The sequence below is a fragment of the Dolomitihabitans soli genome, assembly GCF_022213955.1.
Lineage (GTDB): Bacteria > Actinomycetota > Actinomycetes > Streptosporangiales > Streptosporangiaceae > Streptosporangium_A > Streptosporangium_A soli.
Window position 1 is genome coordinate 298,480 of sequence record NZ_JAKNTW010000018.1, and the last position, 20,245, is coordinate 318,724.

Here is a 20,245-nt window from a genome sequence, read left to right on the forward strand (position 1 = left end):
GAGCCTCGTCGCATTCCCGTGCCTGCCTGCCACCGTCAGTCTGATCTTCACGTCAGATCAGACTGACCGTACGGACCTCGCTCTCGCCAAGGCGGGTGTTCGAATCTTGTGATGGATTCCGGTCAGCTGAAGGAGATCGCCTTGGAACCGAGGAAAGTGGTCTCGTTCCCGGCACTGACGAAGCAGGCGGTGGCGGCGCAGTCCACCGTGCCCACAGGGGTGCCCTCAGGGGTCGCACCCGAGAAGGTCTTGTTGACCACGAACGACGTGCTGGCCGAACCACTCGCGTCCGTACCGACGTCCTTGGGGGTCTTGTCGTTACACGCCAGCTGACCGCCCACCGTCGCACACTGCACGATCACGAAGTGCTCACCCGCACCGGCACCCGAGATCCCCACCGTGACACTGCTCCCGTCCGACAGACCCGACGCCGGCGTCACCGAGAAGGACGGAGCGGCCGCCGCGAAAGCCGCAGGCTGCGAAGCAAGCGTGAGACCACCGACCACAACCGCAGCGGCCACACCGAACTTCGCGAAACGACTGGTCTTCTGCATTCCTGACTCCTTATTTAGGGGTATGAAACTCGCTCTTGCGAAACAGCTCTGTGCTCTCTGGAATCGTGCGACCGCAGGGGCGACGAAGCTCCTGTCGCAGGACGTTCTGAATCATGGTGATCCGTTTCCGTCAGGAGCCTCGTCGCATTCCCGTGCCTGCCGCCGGCCGTCCAACGACGTGACCGCCTTTCGATCTTCACGTCGGACCGGCCACACGGCGGTGTTCGAATCTTGTGATGGATTCCGGTCAGCTGAAGGAGATCGCCTTGGAACCGAGGAAAGTGGTCTCGTTCCCGGCACTGACGAAGCAGGCGGTGGCGGCGCAGTCCACCGTGCCCACAGGGGTGCCCTCAGGGGTCGCACCCGAGAAGGTCTTGTTGACCACGAACGACGTGCTGGCCGAACCACTCGCGTCCGTACCGACGTCCTTGGGGGTCTTGTCGTTACACGCCAGCTGACCGCCCACCGTCGCACACTGCACGATCACGAAGTGCTCACCCGCACCGGCACCCGAGATCCCCACCGTGACACTGCTCCCGTCCGACAGACCCGACGCCGGCGTCACCGAGAAGGACGGAGCGGCCGCCGCGAAAGCCGCAGGCTGCGAAGCGAGCGTGAGACCACCGACCACAACCGCAGCGGCCACACCGAACTTCGCGAAACGACTGGTCTTCTGCATTCCTGACTCCTTATTTCGGGGCGTTTGACTTGCCCTTGCAAGAACAACTCTCTGCCATTCGGAGTTGACTCGCCAGAGAAAGCCGAGTCATCAAGTTGTCCGACGCCATCCACTTCCTGCCACCCACATCCGGCCCGCATGACCGCTCAGTGACTACACCGATGCGACGGCGGTCACGTACCCGTACGCGGAGCACCGGTTCGCAGTGGTTTCGTAGTGTTTCTGCGCCCACTCCAGCCTGATCAGCGGTCACGCGACGGGTCCGCCGGCGGGCGCCCCGGCCCAGATCGGCCAGGACCTCAGGCGGATGACCCCTTCCGTCCTGACCACGGCGTCTTCCAGCGAGGGGGCGAACTCGCCCGCGGCGGACGGGGGCCGGGCCGGCGCTCGGCATGAACTCGCCGGCGCGGATGTCCGCCATCACTTGCAGGCACCCGCGCGGGCAAGCGGGGCAGACAGTGGACGGCCGGCGGATCTCACTTCTTTCTCAAGTGAAACAGCTCTTCGTTCCCCCCGACCCAGAAGGAGGCGCTCACCGGGAAATACGTACTACCATAAAGACGGATATTCGATCATCGAAATGCGCTTATCGGTAGGTTCTCTAGAGAGCCTTCATTGCCATTTTGTAATGCATAATATGCATATAATCTATGATTTCCGGACCGCCCGGTTCTCGCGCGCCCACTGCAAAAGAAGATCGCAATGTCACATCGCGCAAATTTCCGCGATCAGGAGAATCGAGATCCACTCGCGGCGGAGTTCTATCCAGGAAACCCCTTTCCGGGACCATGAGGAAAAGAGCGGGGTGATCATAACGGTCCTCACGAGTGGAACAGGCGGTCGAGGACCACGGCGACGCGCCCAGCGTGGAGCGGCTCAGCCGTACGGCGTCGCGGAGCACCGGGAAGGCCACCCCAGGGCACCTTCGATCCGGTCGAGCACGCAACCGGGTCGAGCACCAACCGCACCTCGACCGGACCCCGCACCCGACCGGGCTCCCGCGAGAGGTGGCCAATCTTCCGTCTTATTGACTAAAAACCTACCAGTTGTGCATGCTTTACCCCGTGCAGCACTCCAGAGAAGCTCCGCCACAGGTCACCGGGCCGTCGCCGGCCGGTCGCGCGGCCCGCGTCCGCATGCCACCGGATGGCCGGGCGGCTGTGCGGAATTTTTTCCGGGTTATTGACGAAAAAGAGATGACCTCGGCACACTGCCGGTATGCGACATCCCGGTGGTCCCCTCGCACAGCTCCGGCGCGGGCACGAGGACCTCGTGCTCGGCCTGCTCCGCCGGCAGGGCCCGCTCAGCCGTGGCGAGCTCGGCAAGCGCAGCGGTCTGTCTCGAACGACCCTGTACGACATTATCGCGGAACTGCTGACCAGCGGCGCGATCGTCACCACTGGTCAGGAGAGCCGGCCGGACGCGGCGCCGCGCGGACGTGGCAGGCCGGCCGAGACCCTGGCGCTGAACCCGGACGCGGGCCAGGCGATCGGCATCGACTTCGCCCGCCGGGCGGTGCACGTCGCCGCCGTGAACGTCGCGCACGAGGTCGTCGGCTCGGCCGGCGAGCCCCATGCGGCGGACCTGCCGTGGGAGGACCGGGTGGCGCTCGCCGAGCGCCTCGTCGGCACCCTCACCGAGGGCGCGCTGCGCCTCGGCCCGCTCAGCGCGATCGGGGTCGGCGTGGTGGGCCCGGTGACCGGGAGCGGGTCTCACCTCGAGACGCTGCCCCGCCTGCTGCGCGAGCGTTTCGGCGTGCCGGTGCTGGTGGACAACAACACCAGGCTCGCCGCGCTCGCCGAGTCGATCTGGGGCGCGGCGGCGGGCGAGCAGGACGTGCTCTACCTCCGGCTGTCGCACGGCGTCGGCGGTGGGCTGGTGGTGGGAGGGTCGCTGCATCGTGGCGCTTACGGGCTGTCCGGTGAGTTCGGGCACATCACGGTCGAGTCGGCCAAGGGGCGCTGCGACTGCGGCGGGACCGGCTGCCTGGAGACCGTGGCGTCGATAAGAGCCGTGCTCGACGCCTACCGCGCCGCGGGCGGGCAGGCCGGTGACGTGGCCGCGCTGGTGGCGGCGCTGGAGTCGGGCGACCCTGTGGCGCTCGGTCTGCTGGAGGACGTCGGCAGCCGGATCGGCACCGTGCTCGCCGCGCTGTGCAACGCGATCGGACCCGGCGTCATCGTCGTCGGCGGCGAGCTGACCGAGGCCGGCGCGGCGCTCATCGGGCCGATCGAGCGGGCGCTGAGCGCGCACATCCTGCCGATCTCACGGCACCGGGTGACGCTGCGGCGGGCGACCCTCGGCGAGGCCGGGGGCGCGCTGGGGGGAATCGCCCTGGTCTTGCATGAATCACCACTTCTATCCAGGTATCCGGCGGACGAGGCGGGTTCCGTGGAGAGGCATCCATGAGTGTGGTCACCGTACCCGAGAAGACGTCCGCGGCGACGGCCGTGCGGCGCGGCGCGCGGCGTCCCCGGGCCATCGTGCTCAACCTGGTCGCGGTCGCGATCGGCCTGGCCGGGTGGACGTTGCTGTCCTCGGTCGGCGTGCAGGGCCTGCCGGGACCGGTCGAGGTGGCCGCGCGGGCCGGCGAGCTGACCCTCGACGGCACGCTGCTCCAGGACGTGCTGGCCAGCCTGCGGCGGGTCCTGCTCGGCTTCGCGCTCGGCACCCTGCTGGCCATCCCGGTCGGCTTCCTGATGGGCTGGTACGGCACGGCACGCGGGCTGCTCGAACCGTACGTCCAGTTCTTCCGCACGATCCCGCCGCTGGCGATCATTCCGCTGGCCATCGTGCTGATGGGCATCGGCGAGGTGCCGAAGGTCTTCGTGATCTTCCTGGCGGCGTTCCTGTCCAGCGTGGTGGCCACCTTCCAGGGGGTGGTCGGCGTCGACAGCACGCTGATCAACGCGGCGCGGGTGCTCGGCGCGTCCGACCGGGTCATCTTCCTCAAGGTCGTGGTCCCGGCGTCCACGCCGTTCATCCTGGTCGGCATGCGGATCGGGCTCGGCTCGGCCTGGGGCACCCTGGTCGCCGCCGAGCTGATCGCCGCCCAGGAGGGCCTGGGCTTCCGCATGCAGCAGGCCCAGCTCTACTACGACCTCTCCACGATCTTCGTGGGGCTGATCGCCATCGGCGTGCTCGGCCTGGTGATGGACCGGCTGCTGCTGCTCACCGAGCGACGCCTCACCGGCTGGCAGGAGCGCAGATGAACAACAAGATCTCCTTCAGGGAGGTCGTCAAGACCTACCCGATGAAGGACACCACCTTCAATGCGCTCGACCGGGTGTCGCTGGACATCGCCGACCGGGAGTTCGTGACGGTCGTCGGGCCGTCCGGGTGCGGCAAGAGCACGCTGATGGGCATGGCCGCCGGGCTGGTCCAGCCCACGGCCGGCGAGGTGCTGGTGGACGGCGTGCCGGTCACCGGGCCCGGCCCGGACCGTGGGGTGATCTTCCAGCAGTACGCGCTGTTCCCCTGGCTGACGGTTCGCAAGAACGTCGAGTTCGGGCTGAGGCTGGCCGCGCTGCCGGCCGGGGAGCGCAGGCTGCGCGCGGAACGGGCGATCGAGCTGGTCGGGCTGAGCGACTTCGCCGACGCGCTGCCCAAGACCTTGTCGGGCGGTATGAAGCAGCGCTGCGCCATCGCCCGCGCGTACGCGGTGAACCCGCAGGTCCTGCTCATGGACGAGCCGTTCGGCGCGCTGGACGCGCTGACCCGGGTGCAGTTGCAGGACCAGTTGCTGCACACCTGGAGCCAGGAGCAGCGGACGGTCATGTTCATCACCCACGACGTGGACGAGGCGGTCTATCTCGCCAGGCGGGTGGTCGTGATGGCCGCCAGGCCGGGCCGCGTCCAGACGGTGATCGAGGTGGATCTGCCGTATCCGCGGACGGAGGAGATGCGGCTCTCCGCCGAGTTCGGCCAGATCCGCAACGAAGTCTGGCACTCCGTCTACCACCAGGCCGCACCCGCGGCCTGACACATTCGAACCCCCTGAAAGGACTCATCCGCCATGCGTGTGATTCGCCGCGCTCTCACCGCCGCCACAGCGGTGACCATGCTCACACTGTCGGTTACCGCGTGCTCCGACGACGGCAGCACGGTCCGCTTCGGCTACATCAGCGACTTCAACGGGGCGAGCCTGCTCGCGATCGCCGAGAAGCAGGGGTTGTGGGAGAAGCAGGGGCTCACCCCTGAGGTCAAGGTCTTCACCAACGGCCCGCTGCAGATCCAGGCGCTCGGCTCGGGCGACCTCGACTTCGGCTACATCGGCCCCGGCGCCATGTGGCTGCCCGCCTCGGGCAAGGCCAAGGTCATCGCGATCAACACGCTCGCGTACGCCGACCGGGTCATCGCCAAGCCCGGCATCACCTCGATCGAGGGCCTGCGAGGCAAGAAGGTCGGCGTGCCGGAGGGCACGTCCGGCGACATGGTGCTCAACCTGGCGCTGCGGAAGGCGGGGATGACGGCGAAGGACATCGAGAAGGTGCCGATGGATCCGGCCACGGTCGTGTCCGCGTTCGCGGCCGGGCAGATCGACGGCGCCGGGATCTGGTATCCGCTGATCGACACGATCAAGGCGAAGGTGCCGGGCCTGACGGAGGTCGCGAGCACCAGGCAGTTCGCCGGCACGTCCTTCCCCACCGCGTTCGTCGCCGGGGCGAAGGTGGACCCCGGGCTCACCGAAAAGACGATCAAGGTATTGCAGGAGGCCAACGACTGGCGTGCCGCGCACCCGGACGAGGCGATCGCCGAGACGGCCGCCCTGCTCAAGATCGACGCGGCCAAGGTCAAGGCCGACGCGGCCAACGTCGAGGTGATGACGACCGCCGACCTGGTCGCCAAGACCGAGGACGGCACCGTCGCCAAGTGGCTGAACGGGCTGGGCGACTTCTTCGTGAGCACGGGCCAGCTCAAGTCGGCGCCCGATCCCGCCACCTACTACACCGGCGATCTCTATACGAAGGCCTCCGCGAAGTGAACCTGCTGTTCCTGATGACCGACCAGCATCGTGTCGACACGCTGGGCTGTTACGGCAATCCCCATGTGGCGACGCCCAACCTCGACAGGCTGGCCGCGTCCGGCACCCGGTTCGACCGGTTCTACACGCCGACGGCGATCTGCACACCGGCGCGGGCCAGCCTGCTCACCGGGCAGGCCCCGTTCCGGCACCGGCTGCTGGCCAACTACGAGCGCAACGTGGGTTATCTGGAGGATCTGCGGGAGGACGCGTTCACCTTCCCCGGCTCGCTCCGGGAACGCGACTACCAGCTCGGCCTGATCGGCAAGTGGCACGGGGGCACCGAGCGCAACGCCGCGTCGTACGGCTTCGACGGGCCCGACCTGCCCGGCTGGCACAATCCCGTCGATCATCCCGACTATCTGGCGTATCTGGACGAGCGCGGGCTGCCGCCGTACCGGATCTCCGAGCCGGTCCGGGGCACCACGCCGAACGGCAACCCCGGCAATCTGCTGGCCGCGCGGTTGCACCAGCCGGTCGAGGCGACGTTCGAGCACTACCTCGCCACCCGGGCCATCGAGCACCTGGACCGGTACGCCGCGGACGGCCGGCCGTTCTTCCTGGCCACCCACTTCTTCGGGCCGCACCTGCCCTATCTGCTGCCGGACGAGTACTTCGACCTCTATGACCCCGAATTGGTCGAGCTGCCCCCGTCGATCGCCGAGACCTTCGAGGGCAAGCCGCAGGTGCAGCGGAACTACAGTGCGCACTGGACGTTCGACACGATCCCGATCGAAGTCACCCGCAAGCTGATCGCGGTCTACTGGGGTTACGTCACGATGATCGACGAGCAGATCGGCCGGATCCTGACCAGGCTCGACGAGCTGGGCCTCACCGATCAGACCTCGGTCTTCTTCACCGCCGACCACGGCGAGTTCACCGGCGCCCACCGGCTGCACGACAAGGGCCCGGCGATGTACGAGGACATCTACCGCATCCCCGGCATCATCCGGATCCCCGGGGCGACGCCACAGGTCAGGAACGAGTTCGTCACGCTCACCGACTGCACGGCGACGATCCTGGACCTCGCGGGCTGCGACCCCGCCCCCGCCGTGGACAGCCGGAGCCTGGCGCCCCTCGTCCGCGGCGAGCACCCCGAGTGGCCCGGCGAGCTGATCGCCGAGTTCCACGGCCACCACTTCCCCTACCCGCAGCGGATGATCCGCGACGAACGCTACAAGCTCGTCGTCAACCCCGAGTCGATCAACGAGCTGTACGACCTGGTCGACGACCCGCACGAGCTCAGCAACCGCTACCCGCACCCCGAACTCCAGCCCGTACGGCAACGCCTCATGCGACGGCTGTACGACCTGCTCCGCGAGCGCGGCGACAACTTCTATCACTGGATGACGCCCATGTACGACATCGGCGCGTCCGACTACGACGCCAGCCTGAGCTCCTTCGAGCTCCAGGGCCTGGCGGAGACCCCGTGACGAACTCGGACGGAACCGCCACGGGCGCTGACAACGACCGGGGCGATCGCTCGCCGGCCGTGCCGGGCACGAACGGCCGACCGTGCGTGGCCGTCTCTGACGCACGGCGTCGCGGCGGCCCGCCATGGCCGCTGGAGTGGCGTGGGTCCACGGACCCCGGCCCCGGTCGGCGCGGGGCGCCAAGGTGGCCTGCCGTACTTGGGGAGGGACCCGAGGGGTCAGCGGAGCTTGGGGTCGAGGGCGTCGCGGACGACGTCGCCGAGCATCAGGAAGCTGAGGACCGTGGCGGTGAGGAAGAGGGAGGGGAAGATCAGGAGGTGGGGGTGTTCGGAGAAGAAGGTGCGGGCCGTGTTGAGCTGGAGTCCCCAGGACACGTCGGGGTACTGCAGGCCGACGCCCAGGTAGTCGAGGGTCGCCTCGCCCGCGATGACGTTGCCGACGTTCAGCATGGCCAGCACGAAGACGGGGGCGATGGCGTTCGGCAGGATGTGCTTGAACATGATGCGGAGGTCGCCGGCGCCGAGCATCCGGGCGGCGGTGACGAAGTCCATGTCGCGCACGGCGATGACCTGGGCGCGCATCAGGCGGGTCATGGTGGTCCAGCCGAGGACGACGAGCACCAGGGTCATCGCCCAGACACCGTGGTCGGGGAACGCCACCAGGATGACGGTGGCGCCGAGCACGAAGGGGATGCCGAAGAAGACGTCGGTGACGCGGGCGATGAGGGCGTCGATCCAGCCGCCGTAGTAGCCGCCGATGAGGCCCAGCACGATGGCGATGAGCAGGGCGAAGACCGTCACCGCGAGGCCGATCAGGATGGACGCGCGGGCGCCGTGCACGATCTGTGACCAGTAGTCGCAGCCCTGCTGGTCGTAGCCGAAGACGGCGGCTCCGCTGGGCGCCTGGTTGAACAGCCGCAGGTCGCAGCGTTCGTTGGGCCCCAGGCTCGCGAACAGGCCGGGGAACGCGGCCATCGCGACGGCGACGAAGAGGATCACCATCGACAGCCAGAAGATGGCCCGTTTGCGCAGTTCGTACCAGGCGTCCCACCACAGCGAGCCGCGGACCGGGTTGACCGTCCCGACCTCGGGCGCGGCGGTCTTGACGTCAGCCACGGCGGATCCTCGGGTCGAGCACGCCGTACAGCAGGTCGACGATCAGGTTGACCCCGATGAAGATCATAACGAGGACGGTCACGATGCCGACGACGACGGGTCCCTCCTGGAGCTGGATCGACTGGAAGACCTGCTGGCCGATGCCGGGCAGGTTGAAGATGCCCTCGGTGACGACCGCTCCGGCCATCAGGTTGCCGAAGTCGACGCCGAGGAAGGTCACGACGGGGATCAGCGAGTTGCGCAGGGCGTGCCTGCCGATGACCCGTCTTCGCCGCATGCCCTTCGCGGAGGCGGTGCGCACGTAGTCGGAGCGGAGGTTCTCGACGAGGCTGGTCCTGGTGAGCCTGGCGACGTAGGCGAGGCTGAAGGAGCCGAGCACCATGCCGGGCAGCAGGTAGCTCAGCGGCCAGCCGTCCTCGGTGCCGGCGGTGGGGAACAGGCCCAGGTTGAGCCCGAGGACGATCTGGGCCGTGTAGCCGACGACGAAGACGGGGACGGCGATGATGAAGGTGGTGCCCGCCAGCACGGCGGTGTCGGCGAACCCGCCGCGCCGCAGCGCCGCGATGACGCCGAGCAGGATGCCGACGACCAGCTCGAAGATCCACGCGGTGAGCGCCAGCTGGGCGGTCACCTCCCAGCGTCCACCGAGCAGCTCGCTGACCTGCTGCCCGGTGAACGTCTCGCCGAGGTCTCCCTGGAAGAGCCCCAGCATGTAGAGGCCGTACTGCACGATGAGCGGATCGTTGAGGTTGTACCTCTCGCGCAGCGTGTTGAGGATCTCCGGGGGAACGGGCTTGTCCCCCGCGAGCGCCAGCATCGGGTCGCCGGGCAGCGCGAACACCATCGCGTAGATCAGGAAGGTGGTCGCGACGAAGACCGGTACGGCCTGGGCCAGGCGCTGCGCGGCGTATCTCATCTGCTGGTTACTTGACCGTGATCGTGTCGAGGTTGGGGCTGTAGGCGTCGATCTTCACGCCGGTGATCTTGTCGGAGTAGCCGGCCTGGTCCTGCCAGTTCCACAGCGGCATCATCGGCATCTCCGCCAGTGCGAGGTCCTCGGCCTTCTGGTAGAGGGGGATGCTGGCCTCCATGCTGTCGGCGGAGTTGGCCTGGACGATCAGCTCGTTGAACTCCTTGCTCTCCCAGCCCATCCGGTTGCCCTCGCCCCACATCGACTCCAGGTAGTTCTGCGGGCTCGGGTAGTCCATCACCCAGTTGTTGCGGTACGGCCCGTCCTGCTTGTGCTCGCGCAGCGTCGACAGGTAGTCCGCGGCGGGGATCTTGCGGAACTTGATGTCGGCGATGCCGAGGTTCTGCTTGAGCTGGTTGGCGACCGCGGTCATCCACTGCTCGTAGCTGGGGTCGGCGTTGGAGAAGTACAGGTTGAGCGTGCCGGTGACGCCGCCCGACTTGGTGTACAGCTCCTTGGCCTTGGCCGGGTCGTAGGTGCACGCCTCGCCGCACGCGCCCTCGCGGTAACCCGGCACCAGCGGCGCCACCAGGGAGGACATCGGCTTGAAGGTGCCGCTGAAGACGGCGTTCACGATGGCCTGCCGGTCGATCGCCATGGAGATCGACTTGCGCAGGTCGGCGTTCTCGAAGCGCTTGTCGAAGACGGGGAAGCCGAGGTAGTCCATGGTCCCGCTGGGCGTGGCCAGGAACCGGTCGCCGAGCAGCGTCTTGGCCTCCGACGCGCTGGCGGGCGGGATGGTCTGCAGCAGGTCGACGTTGCCGGCCCGCAGGTCGGTGTAGGCGGTGTCCCGGCTGGCGTAGATCTTGAAGTCGATGCTCGCGGACTTGGCGGGACGCGGCCCGGCGTACCCGTCGAACCTCTTGACCTTGATCAGCTGGTTCCGCTTCCAGTCACCGTCGATCATGAAGGGCCCGTTGCCGATGGGCTTGACGTCGTACGCCTTGGGGTCGCTGAGCGCGGCCTTGGGCATCGGCGCGAAGCCGGTGTACGCCAGGGTGATCGGGAACTGGCTGAACGGCGCGGTGAGGGTGACCTCCAGGGTGGCGGGATCGACCACCTTCAGGCCGCTCAGCTTGTCCGTCTCCGGCTTGGGCGCCTCCTCCGAGCCCTCGGGGGCCTCGGGGTTGAGCTTGTCGTAGCCCTCGACGTTGGCGAAGTAGTAGTTGTTGGCCCAGGCGTTGGGGCCGTAGGCGGCGGCGTTCCAGGCGTCGGCGAAGCTTTCCGCGGTCACCGCCTCGCCGTTGTGGAACTTCTGGCCGGACTTGATCTTGATGGTCCAGACCTTCTGGTCCTCGCTGGCGACCGACTCCGCCGCGCGCATCTGCGGCTGCCCGCTGGGGTCGATGACCACCAGCGTGTCGAACAGCGCCTGCAGTACGTTGATCGAATAACTGCTTGAGGTGTTGCCGGGCGTGAGGTGGTCGGGCTCGGTCAACGCGACAGAGAACCCTTTCGCCGCCGTCCCGCTCTGCTCTCCGGCGGGCTCCTCACCGGAACTCCCGCACGCGCCCAGCGCGAGAACCGCAGAAAGGAAGACGGCGGCACCTCGCGCCCTCGTCAAGACCGTCACTGTATGTCCGCCTCTCCGTATCTCCGGCGTGATGCCGGAGAGGGTAAATACCAGGGCAAGCCACGACATCGGAAGGTTTACGTATTCCCGCGCGGGCCGAGGCTCGGGCACTCTTGCGACGAGGAGATCATGGATCAGATCAGCCTGAGCCCCCACCACCTTCACGCGTTCACCGAGGTGGGGTTCCGCGTCGCCGGCCACCAGGGGGCGCAGGGCGCGATGACGGCGCTCCGCAGCGTGATCCCGATGGACGCGTACGAGTTCGTCGCCTTCGACCCCGCGACCGGACGGCACCAGAGCCTGGTCTCCGACGGCTACCCCAAGGTCGACGCCGACGCCGCCGAGGAGTACGTCCAGCTCGATCCCTACCGCGCCGCGATGGCCAGCCGCGAGCCGCTGCTCATGGGTTCACCCGGCACCGAGCGCTACTTCCGGCGCCACCTGGAGCCGTACGGCTGGCGTGCGGGGCTCACCACGCCGTTATTCCTGGCCGAGGGCCGCTACACCGGGCTGCTGCACCTCAGCGCCCGCGACCCCGCCGCCTTCGGCGCGCTGACCACCACGCTCATCAGCGCGGTCTCCCCCACCCTCGCCCACGTCACGGACCTGCGGCGATGTGTGATCGACCCGGTCGGGCTGCCGCCGGGCTTCCACGCCGTGGCCTTCGACAGGGCCGGTCACCACCGCGACGTGGCGAGCGTGCCGCCCTCGGAGGCGATCGCGGCCGAACCGGCCATGGCGGAGCTGGCCAGGGACTTCATCGACTCGCGCGAGCTGAACCGGCGAGGGCTGTGGCTGGACCGGGAAGGGTCCTGGCGTGAGGTGCGCCTGCTGCGGGCGGGCGTCGGCTTCCACGGGGCGATCCAGGGCACCATCATCGCCGAACGGCCGTGCGCGCTGCCGTACGAGCTGACGGTGCGGGAGGTCGACGTGCTCACGCAGGTCGCGCGGGGCGACTCCAATCCGCAGATCGCCGCGGCGCTGGTGCTGAGCGTCCGCACGGTGACCACGCACCTGGAGCACATCTTCGCCAAACTGGGCTGCGACAGCCGCACCCGCCTGACGACCAAGGCGCTCGCCGAGGGACTGTGCCGGCTCGATCTCACCAGGTGAGCAGCCTGCCGTTCGGCGCCGCGGCGGACACGCCGACCAGGTCGAAGGCGATCTCGAACCACACGCTGTTCGCGCCGGCCTCGCGGATCAGGCCCCACCTGCGGGCCAGGGCCTCGAGCAGCGGCAGGCCCCGGCCGCCGGCGGCGTAGGCGTTCGCCCCGCAGCTGCACGGCGGCTCGGCCGAGCCCTCGTCCTGGACGCACACCCGGACCAGGTCGGCCGTGTGGCTCACGGTGAGGGTGAAGACCCCGCCGTCGCCCGAATGTGAGTGGACGACGGCGTTGGTGGCCAGCTCGCTGGTCAGCAGCACGCAGTCGTCGTGCAGGGGATGCTCGCGGCCGAGCGCGCCGGACACCAGGCGGCGGGCCCTCCCGACCTGGTCGACCGTCCCCGTGAGCCGGAACACCTGATCCGAATTCCTGTTGCCGTCCATCCCCCGAACCCTCCCCGAAGCAGATGTGCCGCCTTTCTTATGACGCCGTGCTCCACGGGCAAGATGTCACGGAAAAGTAGGAATGCGATCTCCCTGGGGTTAGTACGCCTGCTGAATCGGAACCGGATGGGCTCCGCGCGTCCCCGCCCGCTAGTCTGCGGTCTGTCGGATCGATGTGGAAAGGTAACCCTGTGAGCGGGCTGGAAGCGGTCTGGGTGATGCCCTTTGACCGGCCGGGGACGGCGGTGGTCACGGGAGTCTTCGACATTCTCCATGTGGGCCACGCCAGGTTCCTGCGTGCCGTACGAGATCGCGGGCTGCCCTTGGTGGTCGGGGTGGAGGACGACGAGCGGGTGCGCGCCTGGAAGGGGCCGCAGCGCCCGTTCAACACCGCGGAGGAGCGGGCCGAACTGCTGGCCGCGCTGCGGTTCGTGGACGGGGTGTTCGTCGTCACCGGCCCTCCCGAGCTGAACCAGCCGGGCGACTACGTCAAGTTGCTGGCCCCCATGCATCCGGGCGCGCTGGCGCACACGGCGGGCGACCCGCACGCGGGCGGGCGCTGCGCCGCGGCCGACGTGCTGGCCGCGGAGTGCTGGGAGCTGACCGCCGTGCCCGGCCGCTCGACCACCAGGATCCTCAACGCCGTCAGCGGCCCGCCACGCCCGGGACGCTGACACCGGGCTTCGACGCCGTCAGCGGGCCACCGCGCCCATGACGCCGACACCGGGGACGCCGACGCCGTCAGCGGGCCACCGCGTACGACGCACGGGCCAGGAGAACCACAGATCAGCGGACCACCGCGACCGGAGCGGTGACGCCGTGCAGGACGCCGTTCCCGACCGAGCCGAGGACGGCCGAGCGCAGCCCGCCGAGGCCACGCGAGCCGACCACGACCAGGTCGGCGTCGGCCGCGGCCCGGGCGATGGCCGGCACCGGATGCCCGGGGACCAGCACCTCCTCGATCGGCACCCGCGGGTACCTCTCCCGCCACGGCACCAGGGCCTCCCCCGCCGCGCGCAACTCGGCCGCCATGGCCTCGTTGGTGAGGTCCGGATACTCGGCCATGGTGGGCGACACCGGGAGCTGCCAGGCGTGCACGGCCCTGACCGTGGCGCCCCGCACCCGGGCCTGCTCCATGGCGTACCCCAGGGAGATCTCGGAGTGCGGCGACAGGTCGAAGCCCACGACGACCACGCCGCGCGGCGGGGCCGGCGGTTCGCGCACGACGACGACCGGCCCGGAGGCGTGGCCGGCGATCCCCAGGCTGACGGATCCCAGCAGCAGACCGGTGAAGCCGCCACGGCCCCGGCTGCCGACGACCGTCTCGCTCGCCCCTTCCGACTCCTTAATCAAGAGGGGCACGACCGCGCCCGCGAGGGCCCGGGTGCTGACCTCCACGCCCGGCGCGCGCTGCCGTGCGGCCTCGGCCGCCGCCTGGAGGATGTCCAGGCCCTCCCGTGACATGATCTCGGCCAGCCCCGCGATGTCGCCGAAGGGGGCGCTGAGGCCGGCGGGCCCGGCCACGTGCACGATGCGCAGCCCCCGCCGCCAGAGCACGGCCTGGTCGGCGGCCCAGGTCACGGCCGCCGCCGCAGGTTCGGAGCCGTCGGTCGCGACCAGAATCCACTCGTCCATGATCGGTGTCATGCCCTTTCAACGCGGCATGACACCGGCCGTCGCGAGCACCGTCCGGGTGATCCTCGTCACGCTCCGGAGTCGCGCTTCCTGTTCTTGCGCGGTTTGCCGCCCACGCCGCCGAAGATCGCCAGGCCCTTGACCACGACCACCGGCGCCGCCGGGTCGATCGTGGGACCGCCGTGCACGTCGAACCCGCCGAAGATGCCCATGCCCTGGCAGCGCACCTCGACCCCGTCGGGCACCCGGATGTCGGCCCCGCCGAACATCGCGAACACCGTGATCTCGACCTCGCGCGACTCGAAGACGGCGTCGGTCAGATCGAGTTCGAGGCCACCGAACATGGCCAGTCCCCTGATCCGGCGGCGCACCCGCCAGCGGCCCTTCCGCGAGGAGCCGCTGAAGACCGCCAGCAGGTGATCGGTGTCGGCGCCGTCCCGCGTCGGCTCGTACGGCACGGCGGACGGCGCAGACCGGGGCTCCAGTTGCAGGTCTCGGGTGATCACTTCGAGCTCGCCCAGGGTCTTGGCCGCGTAGAGGGAGTCGAGACGCTCGGAGTACTCGTCATGACTCAGCTGCCCTGTGCTCAGCGCCTCGCCGAGCAGCCCGGCCACCTGCTCCCGGTTGCTGTCGGACGCACGCAAGCCCGATGCGGGATCACGGCGCTCAGGGGGGTTTTCCATGCCGAACACGATAGTACTCATTGGGATGAATAGCCCACCCTGACTCCCCTAACCGAGCGATGTTCTAGGATTTGCTGCGGCAAGGCGCGGAGCTGTACGGAAGAGGACTCAATGGCGGAGACGGACGATCACCCGGCGTTCTTCACGATCGAAGGGGAGGAACTGATCCCCTCCCCCACCGCACGCGGCCCGTGGGCGCCCGACATGCTGCACGGCAGGCTGGTCGGCGGCCTGGCGGCGCGCGCGCTCGAAGCCGGGCACGCCGAGGAGGGGCTGCACGCCGCGCGTCTCACGGTGGACATGTTCCGCAACAGCCCGCTGGTGCCGCTCCGCGTGACGACCACACGGGTCAGGGACGGCCGCCGGATCAGGGTGGCCGACGCGGAGATCACCTCTGAGCGGGGCGCGGTCGGCCGGGCGAGCCTGGTGTTGCTGCGCCGTGGCGAGCAGCCGACGGGCGAGGTGCTGACCACCCAGGCGTGGGACGTCCTCACACCGGACCTGCTCGGCGAGCCCCGGGGGTGGCGGGGGCAGCGCCAGGGGAGCTGGCGGCCGCCGTTCGACCTGTGGCCGATCGACGGCGAGCGGGGGCGGCGGGCGTGGGTCCGCGAGACCCATCCGCTGGTCGCGGGCGAGCCGGTCTCACCGCTGGTGCGCACCGCGCTGGCCGCCGACTTCGCCAGCCCGCTCAGCAACGCGGGCACCCACGGCCTGCAGTACATCAACGCCGACTACACCCTCTACCTCAGCAGGCTGCCGCTCGGCGAGACGGTGGGGCTGGAGGCGACCGGCCATCTCGGCGACGAGGGCGTCGCGATCGGGCAGTGCACGATCCACGACGAGTCGGGCCCGATCGGCTACTGCGCGGTCACGGCGGTCGCCAACCGCGGCATGGGGACGTGATGTCACGCGGCGGCACCGGGATGTGATGGACTCGGGGCATGAGCCCCAAGAGCCGAGGCCGCCCAGCGGGGCGGGGACGTCCGAAGCGACCACAGCGCGCCGTGGCCCGGCTGCGCCTGTCCGAGCAGATCCTGCTCGACGCGCGCCGGATCTCGCAGGTCGACGACGTGCTCCCCGCGGAGCTGTGGGCGAGCGAGTGGCTCGGAGAGGTACGGCAGGCCGCGCCGCCGGGTGAGACCGAGGCCGAGCACCTGGTGTGCACCGAGGTCGCGGGCCGCGCCACCGCCGGGCCGACCCCGCTCGGCATGGCCGCCGTCGCCGCGCTGCTGCGGGTCGCGCCGGAGAGCGAGCGCCGGATGCTCACCGAGGCCGCGGCGATCCTGTCGATCTCGCAACCCGCCCCGCCCTGGGCCCAGGCCCCCGCCTGGGTCCCGACCGGCGCGTGGCGCGCGGTCGACGTGTGGGAGAGCGAGCGCGTCCTGCTGGTCGAGTACGGCTCGCACACGCTGATGGCGGTGATCCACGACGACGGCGGCACCTCCCTGGCCAGGCTCGACGTCCTCGATCCCGGCGCGGCCTCCCGGTGGGAGGAGTTTCGCGCGAGCGGCGACGTGCCGATGCCGCTGCGGCCGGCGGAGCCGTCCGAGGTGCTCGCCGAGCTGGCCGGGGCGCTGCGCGAGACGGACCTGGCGCCCCCGCGCGCGGAGGAGAGCCTCATCGCGCTGCGCGCGCTCGCCTGGTCCCGCAGCCGCGACCGGTTGCCCGGCTGGCCCGACTGGTCGCCGCTGCCCGCTGACGACCGGCAACGGCTCATCGACGACTTCGCCGGTGACGACCCGGTCGATCGGGCCCTCGCCGGACTGTTCCTCGACTACGGCGACGCCCGATTCGCCCCCGGCGCGCTCGCCTGGAGCCCCGGCCGGGTCGCGATCTTCCTCGGCGACCGGCTGCCCGCCGGCGCCACGCTGGAGCCGGAGCAGCGGGACCGGCTGCCCGGGGCGCTGCGCCGCTGGGTGCGTTTCGCGCTGGAGCGCCGGGGCGTCGCGGCCGAGTGGATCGAGCCGGTCGAGACGGCGGTCGACACCTACCTTCCGGCCTGGTCACGCTAGAACGGTTGATAGGTGCGGGTTAAAAACTTCTGCTGTGGATGTGTGAGCGGGTTGAGAGCGGGCAAGGCGGAACGGAATCCCAACCAACCATGACGAGGAGTCATAGTGCTCACGCTTACCGACAACGCCGTGCAGGTGATTCGCGACCTCACCGCGCAGTCGACCGACTCGGAGGACACGGGCATCCGCATCGCGTCTCAAGCGGACCAGGCGGGATCTCTGGTGCTTTCCATCTCCGAGGGGCCCGCGGCCGCGGATCAGGTGATCGAGGTCGAGGGGGCGCGCGTCTTCCTCGACCCGGTGGCCGCCGATGCGCTGGAGACCAAGTCGCTCGACGCCGAGGTCGACCCGCAGGGCAGCCCGTCGTTCCGGCTGGGCGAACAGCCCGCCTGACTGCCAGGAAGGGACGGCGCCCTGCCCGTCACCGGGGGGCGCCGTCCTTTTTCAGTAGCCGTAGCGGCTCTTCAGGTGCCGCCACCAGTCCCTGAGCATCCATCGGTCGAACTCGGTGACCCGTCCGGCGCTGCCCGCCTTCATCAGGAAGCCGCCGACGCCGGGGTCCCAGTCGTAGAAGTCGTCGAGGCCGAAGGTGTGGCCGATCTCGTGTTGCAGGACGGGGATGTCCTCCTCGGCCAGCGCACCGACGAGATACTCGCTGCCCAGCCGTTGACCCCAGTCGCCGCCGGCGCCTCCGGGGAAGCCCGAAGTGAGCCAGAGCGACAGGTCGTAGTGGCGCGCGGCCCCGCCGGGACAGCCCGAGTAGTCGCCGTCCTGGTGGGAGAACCTGCTGCAGGCGAGGGCGCACTCGGCGGCGGCGTTGACGTGGACCTCGACGGAGTCGTCACGCCACTCCAGCGCCGACCGGTCGCGCACCGCCCAGCCGACCACCCGCACCGGCACTTTCTCGTACGGCCAGGAGTCCCAGCCGGTCAGCGCGTCCGTCCACTTGCCGAACTGGCGTGCCAGGGCGGCGTGGATCCGGTCGCGCAACTCCGCGGACACCTTGGCGGCGGAGTCCCACCGCACGCAGTAGCTGATGCTCCCCCGGTTCGCCATGATCTGGTCCCAGCCGCGGTTCCGGGCGCCGTACAGGTCGGGGTAGGTGCTCTCGACGTGCCGCCACACCTGTCCGAGCGGGCCGGCGAGTCTCTTCGGCGGGTTCCAGCGGCCGGGGGCCGGCGGCGGCGCGAGCCCGGCGCAGGCGACGCCGTTGAGCCGGAAGGAGACGGGGTCCGGGTTGCGCCCGGCGAGCGAGCCGTTGAACCCCGGGCTCACCGCGTCACCGGTCGCCAGCCCCGAGTTCCACCACATTCCGGTCACGGTGACGTGGCCGCCCTCCTGGGCGAACACGCCGTTCCAGCCTCGGGTCACGCGCTGCCCGCGGTCGGCGAAGTCCCACTCCAGCCGCCAGCCGGTCAGCGGGGGCCCGAGGTTCGTCACCTTCACGCCGCCGGTGAACCCGCCCGCCCACCGGCTGGAGATGTACACGGCTTGGCAGCCGGGCGTCTCCCGCACGGCCGCGAACGTCGCGGTGACGGCGGGGCCGGACGCCCCGACGACAGGCCCGGCGACAGGGGAACCGGACGCCCCGGCAGCGAGGGAACCGGACAGAACGGCACACAGTACGGCGAGGCCGTGCCTGAGCATGCGGCCGGTCCGGCTCGACGACACCTTGGGGCCTCCTCGCCACCGCCTCCGGCGCTCCCCCCGGAAGACCCCTGCAAGGTAGGCGCATTCCCGCATGCCGTACAGGACTTCGCCCCTCGCCGTGCCCCGGCTCTGGCGGCGGCTACGCACCCCTGACCAGCCGCTCCTCCCTCGGCCCTGGTACGGCGAGCGCGCCCGGAGGCCGTGAAAATTTCACCGCGCACCTGCCCTCCGGCACCGGCGGGGCCTTCGGCCTCCAGGTGAGGCGGTGCGCGGGGACGGGTTCGTGGAGGCGCCCGGCCGCTCTCCGGTGAGGTGCCGGAAGTTCTTCCGGGCATTTCGCTGTTCGGGGTGGCGCTGATCATGCCCGTGTAAACTCTGTGGTACCCGAACCACCTCGGAGGCATCCTTTGGCAGAGGGACGTCCCGTTCCTCCCAGCACCGACTCGTCCATCCCGAGTTCCGCTCGGATGTACGATTACGCGCTCGGCGGCAAGGACAACTACGCCTGCGATCGCGAGGCGGCCGAGAAGGTCTTCAGGCTGGCTCCCGAGATGCGGGCCATGGCCAGGCAGAACCGCAGGTTCCTCGGGCGGGCGATCCGCTTCCTCTCCGAGTCGGGGATCCGGCAGTTCATCGACGTCGGCTCGGGCCTGCCCGCCCGGCAGAACGTGCACCAGGTGGTCGCGCCGGACAGCCGGGTGGTCTACGTCGACCATGATCCCATCGTCGCCAGGCACGGCGAGGCACTGCTCGCGACCAGCGAGAACGTCGCGTTTCTCCAGGCCGACCTGCGTGAGCCCGACCGCATCCTCGGCGACCCCGCCCTGCGCCGGCTGATCGACTTCTCCCAGCCGGTCGGGCTGCTCCTCGTCGCGGTGCTGCACTACGTCCCCGAGTACGACGACCCGGCCGGCGCGGTCAAATACCTCGCCGGCCGGCTCGCCCCCGGCAGCCACCTGGCCGTCTCCCACCTGACCAACGAGTTCCACCCCGCCGAGGTCACCAGGGTGGCCGCGTACTCCGCCGCGGCCGGCGCCCCGTGGGTGGCTCGTGACCGGGCCGGCGTCCTCGCCTTCTTCCCGGGCTACGACCTGGTCGAGCCGGGCCTCGTGACCGCCCCCGACTGGCGCCCCGAGATCGCCCGCACCGTGGATCCCACGAAGATGTGGATCTACGCCGGCGTGGGCCGCAAGCCCTAGGGGTACGGCGGTCGCCGTACCCCCAGGGCGTGTGTCAGCTGGTTGCGCAGGTGTAGGTGGTGGGGGTCTGGGTGTTGCCGCTGGGGCGGGTGGCCTGGTAGCCGAAGGCGGTGGTGGCGCCGGGGGCGAGGGTGGAGTTGTAGGGGAGGCCGCGGGCGGTCACGGTCTGGCCG

Annotated in this window: 21 protein-coding genes; 11 read left to right on the plus strand and 10 right to left on the minus strand. The window is 69.8% G+C overall.

Annotated features, from left to right (window positions below; translation table 11 throughout):
* Positions 1-122 precede the first annotated feature (122 nt).
* Positions 123-554 (minus strand): enediyne antibiotic chromoprotein, encoded by a 432-nt coding sequence (locus MBA17_RS30170; RefSeq protein ID WP_238500127.1) that lies wholly within the window; start codon positions 552-554, stop codon positions 123-125.
* 247 nt (positions 555-801) lie between these two features.
* Entirely contained in the window at positions 802-1,233 is a 432-nt protein-coding gene (locus MBA17_RS30175) for an enediyne antibiotic chromoprotein (protein ID WP_238500127.1), read from the minus strand.
* 1,218 nt (positions 1,234-2,451) lie between these two features.
* Here MBA17_RS30175 and MBA17_RS30180 point away from each other — a divergent pair.
* The 5 genes from MBA17_RS30180 to MBA17_RS30200 are packed head-to-tail and all read left to right on the plus strand — an operon-like array spanning position 2,452 to position 7,689.
* Positions 2,452-3,642 carry an ROK family protein gene (locus tag MBA17_RS30180; RefSeq protein ID WP_238500128.1) on the plus strand — a complete coding sequence of 397 codons (1,191 nt, stop codon included), beginning with the start codon at positions 2,452-2,454 and terminating at the stop codon, positions 3,640-3,642.
* Positions 3,639-4,445: an ABC transporter permease gene (locus tag MBA17_RS30185; protein WP_238500129.1), complete on the plus strand. Its 807-nt coding sequence runs from the start codon at positions 3,639-3,641 to the stop codon at positions 4,443-4,445. Before MBA17_RS30180 ends, MBA17_RS30185 begins: the two co-directional genes overlap by 4 nt.
* On the plus strand, positions 4,442-5,215 hold the full coding sequence (locus MBA17_RS30190) for an ABC transporter ATP-binding protein (RefSeq protein ID WP_238500130.1): 774 nt from the start codon (positions 4,442-4,444) through the stop codon (positions 5,213-5,215). The genes MBA17_RS30185 and MBA17_RS30190 overlap by 4 nt, the downstream gene beginning before the upstream one ends.
* A 33-nt stretch (positions 5,216-5,248) precedes the next feature.
* The gene (locus tag MBA17_RS30195; protein WP_238500131.1) at positions 5,249-6,217 is read left to right on the plus strand and encodes an aliphatic sulfonate ABC transporter substrate-binding protein; all 969 of its coding nucleotides are present in this window, start codon (positions 5,249-5,251) and stop codon (positions 6,215-6,217) included.
* The gene (locus MBA17_RS30200) at positions 6,214-7,689 is read left to right on the plus strand and encodes a sulfatase family protein (protein WP_238500132.1); all 1,476 of its coding nucleotides are present in this window, start codon (positions 6,214-6,216) and stop codon (positions 7,687-7,689) included. Before MBA17_RS30195 ends, MBA17_RS30200 begins: the two co-directional genes overlap by 4 nt.
* 218 nt (positions 7,690-7,907) lie before the next feature.
* On the opposite strand, the gene MBA17_RS30205 is transcribed toward MBA17_RS30200, so the two are convergent.
* Genes MBA17_RS30205 through MBA17_RS30215 form a run of 3 tightly spaced genes read right to left on the minus strand, consistent with a single transcriptional unit; the run spans position 7,908 to position 11,338 of the window.
* On the minus strand, positions 7,908-8,804 hold the full coding sequence (locus tag MBA17_RS30205; protein ID WP_238500133.1) for an ABC transporter permease: 897 nt from the start codon (positions 8,802-8,804) through the stop codon (positions 7,908-7,910).
* Complete coding sequence (locus MBA17_RS30210) at positions 8,797-9,720, minus strand: ABC transporter permease (RefSeq protein ID WP_238500134.1); 924 nt, start codon at positions 9,718-9,720, stop codon at positions 8,797-8,799. The genes MBA17_RS30205 and MBA17_RS30210 overlap by 8 nt, the downstream gene beginning before the upstream one ends.
* A gap of 7 nt (positions 9,721-9,727) precedes the next feature.
* Entirely contained in the window at positions 9,728-11,338 is a 1,611-nt protein-coding gene (locus MBA17_RS30215; protein WP_238500135.1) for a peptide ABC transporter substrate-binding protein, read from the minus strand.
* Between the two features lie 138 nt (positions 11,339-11,476).
* On the opposite strand from MBA17_RS30215, the gene MBA17_RS30220 reads away from it, so the two are divergent.
* Positions 11,477-12,460, plus strand: a complete 984-nt coding sequence (locus MBA17_RS30220) for a LuxR C-terminal-related transcriptional regulator (RefSeq protein WP_238500136.1) — start codon at positions 11,477-11,479, stop codon at positions 12,458-12,460.
* Here the strand turns inward: MBA17_RS30220 and MBA17_RS30225 are convergent.
* The gene (locus tag MBA17_RS30225; protein WP_238500137.1) at positions 12,450-12,893 is read right to left on the minus strand and encodes an ATP-binding protein; all 444 of its coding nucleotides are present in this window, start codon (positions 12,891-12,893) and stop codon (positions 12,450-12,452) included. The two genes, MBA17_RS30220 and MBA17_RS30225, sit on opposite strands and share 11 nt — an antisense overlap.
* Before the next feature lie 173 nt (positions 12,894-13,066).
* Between MBA17_RS30225 and MBA17_RS30230 the strand changes: the two genes are divergently transcribed.
* On the plus strand, positions 13,067-13,567 hold the full coding sequence (locus tag MBA17_RS30230) for an adenylyltransferase/cytidyltransferase family protein (protein WP_455432882.1): 501 nt from the start codon (positions 13,067-13,069) through the stop codon (positions 13,565-13,567).
* 112 nt (positions 13,568-13,679) lie between these two features.
* Here the strand turns inward: MBA17_RS30230 and MBA17_RS30235 are convergent, their stop codons facing one another.
* Together MBA17_RS30235 and MBA17_RS30240 are read right to left on the minus strand one after the other, a co-directional pair.
* Positions 13,680-14,528, minus strand: coding sequence for a universal stress protein (locus MBA17_RS30235; RefSeq protein WP_238500138.1), 849 nt, complete (start codon positions 14,526-14,528; stop codon positions 13,680-13,682).
* A gap of 68 nt (positions 14,529-14,596) precedes the next feature.
* Complete coding sequence (locus MBA17_RS30240; RefSeq protein WP_238500139.1) at positions 14,597-15,211, minus strand: DUF1707 SHOCT-like domain-containing protein; 615 nt, start codon at positions 15,209-15,211, stop codon at positions 14,597-14,599.
* 111 nt (positions 15,212-15,322) lie between these two features.
* Here MBA17_RS30240 and MBA17_RS30245 point away from each other — a divergent pair, with 111 nt between their 5' ends.
* The 3 genes from MBA17_RS30245 to MBA17_RS30255 all read left to right on the plus strand — a co-directional run bounded on the left by MBA17_RS30245 (position 15,323) and on the right by MBA17_RS30255 (position 17,616).
* Complete coding sequence (locus MBA17_RS30245; RefSeq protein ID WP_238500140.1) at positions 15,323-16,114, plus strand: acyl-CoA thioesterase domain-containing protein; 792 nt, start codon at positions 15,323-15,325, stop codon at positions 16,112-16,114.
* 38 nt (positions 16,115-16,152) lie between these two features.
* On the plus strand, positions 16,153-17,223 hold the full coding sequence (locus MBA17_RS30250; RefSeq protein ID WP_238500141.1) for a hypothetical protein: 1,071 nt from the start codon (positions 16,153-16,155) through the stop codon (positions 17,221-17,223).
* A 105-nt stretch (positions 17,224-17,328) separates the two neighbouring features.
* A complete protein-coding gene (locus MBA17_RS30255) occupies positions 17,329-17,616 on the plus strand; it encodes a Fe-S cluster assembly protein HesB (protein ID WP_238500142.1) in 288 nt (95 codons plus the stop codon).
* Between the two features lie 51 nt (positions 17,617-17,667).
* On the opposite strand, the gene MBA17_RS30260 is transcribed toward MBA17_RS30255, so the two are convergent.
* Positions 17,668-18,894: a cellulose-binding domain-containing protein gene (locus tag MBA17_RS30260; protein ID WP_238500143.1), complete on the minus strand. Its 1,227-nt coding sequence runs from the start codon at positions 18,892-18,894 to the stop codon at positions 17,668-17,670.
* A gap of 356 nt (positions 18,895-19,250) precedes the next feature.
* Between MBA17_RS30260 and MBA17_RS30265 the strand changes: the two genes are divergently transcribed.
* On the plus strand, positions 19,251-20,072 hold the full coding sequence (locus MBA17_RS30265; RefSeq protein ID WP_455432883.1) for an SAM-dependent methyltransferase: 822 nt from the start codon (positions 19,251-19,253) through the stop codon (positions 20,070-20,072).
* Between the two features lie 34 nt (positions 20,073-20,106).
* Here the strand turns inward: MBA17_RS30265 and MBA17_RS30270 are convergent, their stop codons facing one another.
* Positions 20,107-20,235 (minus strand): hypothetical protein, encoded by a 129-nt coding sequence (locus MBA17_RS30270; protein ID WP_238500153.1) that lies wholly within the window; start codon positions 20,233-20,235, stop codon positions 20,107-20,109.
* Positions 20,236-20,245: the final 10 nt, after the last annotated feature.